Raw genomic sequence first — 1,333 nt, 5'->3', positions numbered from 1 at the left:
CAAAATTTGACAAAGAGCCTTTTTTCTTATATAAATATAGCAATAATGCGGCTTGAAGATGCTTATGTATCTTCAAGCCGCATTAATAGTTTTAGGAGTTGTATTTCGTTACAGCCCCTTTTTTATTTTGATTAGATTAAACTATCATCTAATTTAGAAATTAGAATTTGTAGTTTAATTCTGCACGATAGTAATCAGGTAAGTCATTACCATTTTGTGTTTCTGCATTGAATGCATAGTATGCAGAAATACCAACATTATTAGCTAATGCGTAATCTACTGTAGCCATCCAAGCTTTGTAGTCACGGTTTTCTGGTTGGTTCCAAGTGGAGCTAAATACAGGTGCTTGTTCTGCTAAATCAAAGTATTGTGCTTTAACACCCCAAGTACCAGCTTTTTTAATATCATAGTTACCAAAACCAATACCTGCTACCCAAGCATCACCATTATCTGCTTTATCGAAAGTAGCATATTCGCCACCAATCCATACTTTATCAAAGTTAAGATCTAAATGACCACCATAGATATCATCATCTAAGTTTTTGTTACCAAAAGCGTAGAAGCCGCCTAAAGTAGCATGTTCACCTAAATTGCCTTTTGCTTGTAACAAGGTTACAGTAGCGTTATCTTCTTCAGAGAAACCTTTGAAGTCGCCTTCAACAAAGTAACCATGAGCAGCAGTTGCAGAGAAGTTACCATTGTCATATGCAACAGCAGCACCATCAAAAGCATCATCATAAATTAAGCCACCACCAATGAAAGCACCAAAACGACCGATTACTGCAGTAGTTTCTTCACCAAATTTATGAGCTACATAAGCGCGATCAAAGCTTACTTCATTACTATTGATTACATTACCATTATCATCAACGCGAGAGTTAGAAGAGTTACCAAATTCATGGTTACCAGTAGTAATACGAACAACAGCAGAAGTGTTATCGTTTACAGTAGCATTGAATTGGATACGACCACGGTAATCAAATTTGGATTTACCATGTTCGAAATCTTGGTAACGAAGACGAACGTCACCAGTAACTTTTACGTTACCAACTTTGTTTTCCAAAGTAGCAACACGAACGCCCAAGTTGTTTAATTCGCTGGAGAATTCGTCAGCTAAACGGTTAATCAAAGCTTGTTGTTCAGCGTTTGCACGAGCTTCGTTAGCCATAGCTTTAGCTACCATTTGAGCCATTTCGTAACGAGTGATGTTGTTCTGGCCTTTGAAAGTGCCATCTGGGTAACCGTTGATTACACCAGCTGCTGCTAATTGAGCTACGCTCTGGTATGCCCAATCGTTAGGAGTTACATCGGAAAATGGGTTAGCTGCGAATGC

General features: G+C 38.2%; 1 protein-coding gene. It reads right to left on the bottom strand.

Going from position 1 to position 1,333, the window contains the following annotated elements:
* Positions 1 to 160: 160 nt before the first annotated feature.
* Positions 161 to 1,333, bottom strand: a 1,173-nt coding sequence (locus VER_RS10045) for a putative porin (RefSeq protein WP_162100685.1), incomplete at its 5' end; no start/stop codon positions are given.

The sequence above is a fragment of the Veillonella sp. R32 genome, assembly GCF_010093125.1.
In the GTDB taxonomy this organism is placed as follows: Bacteria; Bacillota; Negativicutes; order Veillonellales; family Veillonellaceae; genus Veillonella_A.
This window is presented reverse-complemented; position numbering and strand designations above follow the sequence as displayed.